This window comes from uncultured Tateyamaria sp. (genome assembly GCF_947504105.1).
Classification (GTDB): domain Bacteria; phylum Pseudomonadota; class Alphaproteobacteria; order Rhodobacterales; family Rhodobacteraceae; genus Tateyamaria.
The window spans coordinates 1-3394 of sequence record NZ_CANNGP010000100.1 but is presented as its reverse complement, the minus strand read 5'-3'; the positions used below and the strand labels follow the sequence as shown (position 1 = coordinate 3394).

General features: G+C 50.3%; 4 protein-coding genes. 2 read left to right on the top strand and 2 right to left on the bottom strand.

All coding sequences use genetic code 11. The features are described 5' to 3' along the window. Positions 1-137 precede the first annotated feature (137 nt). Positions 138-1097, top strand: coding sequence for an IS481 family transposase (locus Q1A75_RS23430; RefSeq protein WP_299593400.1), 960 nt, complete (start codon positions 138-140; stop codon positions 1095-1097). Between the two features lie 134 nt (positions 1098-1231). On the opposite strand, the gene Q1A75_RS23425 is transcribed toward Q1A75_RS23430, so the two are convergent. Both Q1A75_RS23425 and Q1A75_RS23420 read right to left on the bottom strand, forming a co-directional pair. Beyond that, entirely contained in the window at positions 1232-2164 is a 933-nt protein-coding gene (locus tag Q1A75_RS23425; RefSeq protein ID WP_299593403.1) for a hypothetical protein, read from the bottom strand. 30 nt (positions 2165-2194) lie between these two features. Beyond that, complete coding sequence (locus Q1A75_RS23420) at positions 2195-2932, bottom strand: hypothetical protein (RefSeq protein WP_299641455.1); 738 nt, start codon at positions 2930-2932, stop codon at positions 2195-2197. Between Q1A75_RS23420 and Q1A75_RS23415 the strand changes: the two genes are divergently transcribed. Further along, positions 2922-3394 (top strand): hypothetical protein (locus Q1A75_RS23415; protein WP_299641452.1); only part of this gene is annotated, 473 nt, incomplete at its 3' end. The two genes, Q1A75_RS23420 and Q1A75_RS23415, sit on opposite strands and share 11 nt — an antisense overlap.

Sequence of the window (3394 nt, the reverse complement as noted above, 5' to 3'; positions counted from 1 at the left end):
TCAAAGATCTTTCGACTATCAATAGATTGAGGGCGAGATGCTGCCAAAACGCATCTGGTGGCGCGCGACAATTCTCTTAGGTGTTTGATGCCATGGTTTGATGGTGTGATCCTTTCGCATGATTGGAAGGAAGCACTATGGGCCAAGTTCGTCATGGCAGCGCCACGACCACGCACGCTGTCAGAGCGGCAATACAGCGATCGCAGGCTTTGATCACGGAGCTGAGCCGCGAGCTTGGGATCAATCTGAAGACGGTTTCGAAGTGGCGCAAGCGACAAACCGTCGAAGATCGGAAGACGGGACCGAAAGAGCCGCGCTCAACTGTTCTCAGCGAAGACGAAGAGGCAATGGTAGTCGCGTTCCGGCGGCATACATTGCTGCCGCTGGATGATTGTCTGTATGCCCTGCAACCATCAATCCCACATTTGACGCGTTCTTCACTGCATCGCTGTCTTCAACGGCATGGGATATCCCGTTTGCCAGAAATAGATGGGGACAAGCCAAAGAGACAGAGGTTCAAGCGCTATCCAATCGGGTATTTCCATATGGACATCGCCGAGGTCCAAACCGAGGAAGGCAAGCTTTATCTCTTTGTCGCCATTGATCGCACCAGCAAGTTCGCGGTCGCCCAACTGGTCGAGAAGGCCAATCGCAAGGCCGCTTGGGAGTTCCTGGAGCACCTGCTTGAAGTGGTGCCCTACAAGATCCACACGATCCTGACCGACAACGGCATCCAGTTCGCAGAGCAGCCCCGAAACCGGAATACAGTCTATTCCCGGCCAATGCGGTTCGACATGATCTGCGCAACCAATGGGATCGAGCACCGGCTGACAAAGCCAAACCATCCTTGGACCAATGGGCAGGTCGAGCGGATGAACCGGACAATCAAGGATGCCACGGTGAAACGGTATTACTACGACAGCCACGATCAGCTTCGCAGCCACCTTACCGACTTCCTGGGTGCGTACAACTTCGCACGGCGCCTCAAGACCCTGAGTGGCCTCACGCCCTACGAATACCTCTGCAAAATCTGGACATCAGAGCCAGACCGATTCATCCTCAACCCGATCCACCAGATGCCGGGACTGAACACCTAGGCCCCGGGAAAAGCAGCTTGCGCTATAGGCTGTTCCTTTGATTTCAGGCGCTGCTCAATACCACTCTGCTCTATTCGGAGCCCTCACGAGAATTTGGGAAAACCAACGTCGAATGCACTTTCTTTGATCGTAACTCACTTTAATGAACAATCTTCTGAAACGACATCACTCCAATTGGGTTTATTTGATAGATTTGTCGCTTTCTTTCTAATGCTATTGAGCGAACTGTTAATGGTTTTCTGCACGTCGTCCATAAAGAATGCTTCAGCAGCAACGATTTTCTCGAATACAGCCAATGCGAAAACATCATCCCCACAGAGTTTTTCGGGGGTTTGGTCCAAAAAAGTAGCGATATCATTGATCGTCAGTTTCGACCAGTCGGGGTTTTCTCGCCAAACTGGCTCATGCAAAATCGATGATGGCTTACCTTCGATAGGTTTATCTTGTGCCAATAGTAACATCTGGAACGTTTCCTGTATCACTGCCGCGTTTATAAATCGCTCAACCACGCCTGTCAGGCGTGCAGTTGAACTCAAGTCGTTGATAAAAATTGCAGCTTTTGGATGTTGACCGTCTAAATACCCAAATCCGTATGCCAAGGGGTTAATGGCATCGCGAACACCCTCATCCGCAAATTTTGCGCCAATCATATTGAGGTCATCTATTGTTGCGCCCTCATCAATGCTGCTTTTGAAGAAAAAGTAGAAATTTGTGCTAGGTTCGCAGTGCTCTGCGTCTTCAACGCGGGTGAGATTTCCGACCAAAGAAAATTCTGCGGATACAAAATTCCAAAATCGCTCGGTACGTGCAACGCCATAGTTGCCAGCTTGCGTGTTTTTGGCAATGATACATCCTATCGGCAAATCGGGCCAAGAGGGTATTAAGGTCGAATTGGTTGCGGTGGCAGATCTACTGTAGGTTTCTTTAAATCTATATACGTCCTCAGGACTGCGATTGGGGATAAGGAGTAGCGTAAGTACCAAGGCGATACCAAGCACACCCGCCAAAATCAGGATTTGGCGGGTGCTTGAAAATATGGAGATACCTTTATTCTGCAAAGGGGTCATTCGGATGGTGGCAACTGGTGCAATTTGAAGTTACTGATGGACCACCGGGGCTACTATGCGCCGATATAAGACTGGGTTTGAGCCACTCGTCCCAGTTTTGATCCTATCGAGCCCATGGTCATAGTCATCAGGGGCAAAAACAAAGTTCATCCTCAAGCCCGCATCACGTAGTTCGTCATCCCCTCTAGCCCCAAGTAGTTTGTAAAGACGTGAGGTGTTCGAGCGAGGACTATAATCAGGAAATCGTATAAGCATTTCCCGTACAGTTTTTGGCTGTGAACCTTGAGGGTCCGGACGGCCAATGAACGGATCAGCATCCAACTTGAATGCTAAGCGACGAATTGCAAAAACCGCCTGATCCAAATGGCTTAGATCCTCCCAACGCTGCACGTATCCATAGATATTGTAACGGTTGTTTGCGTCGCCAAGCTCGTTAAGTCTTGCGATGTAACCTGCGAAAGACTCCTGCCGCCAACTCAAATCGGTTAGCTGATCAGGTTGTCTAAGTTCGTCCGGGATCAGGTCCCCGGCATATGATGACACCGCATCCAGTAGTTTCACGAGATCATGACCGTAAGGCTTACCATTGCCGTCACTTTTTCCAGATCGTCCATTTAGCAGCATCGACGCCTTGAAGTACTTTTCGAGAGAGTGAACCGAGTTCCAGAAAAAGTCAGTGAACATGCCCCTGTGATAGGCCCACCTGGCAATCAGGTAGTTTTGATCAGCGGTATCAACAAATGTCTCTGTAACAATATTGTTCTTCAAAACATCTAGGTTACTGGATGACGTCATTCAATATCACCTCTTTTTCAATGGCTTCATGAGCTTTGCAGAAAGCTGGCTTTTGCACGACCGTAGAGTGACTCGCGCCAAGACAAAAGACATTGAGGCTATATCGGAATTGTCCCGCGTTGCGGTCATTGATTGGTCGCACGTCAATCCTATCCGCTCGCCTTGTGCGCGGCGGATTGAGGCCAAGACTATGATGTTGACCGGTCTGCGTAAGCCTTTTCTTATTCGTGCCTGTCTGGATGCAGGATCACCAAGTACCGCTTTCGGTACGCGCCGGTTGATGAGGGTGCCGCCCTTTTTTATTGTCGGTTATCCCGACCGGGCCCCGCGCGCGACACCCTCGACTGGCAAAGGCGGTGTTTCCACCGTCATGCGCCAGAGCTTGATCGCGAGCTTGCGGGCGACGGCCACAATGGCCTTTTGCCCGATCCCATG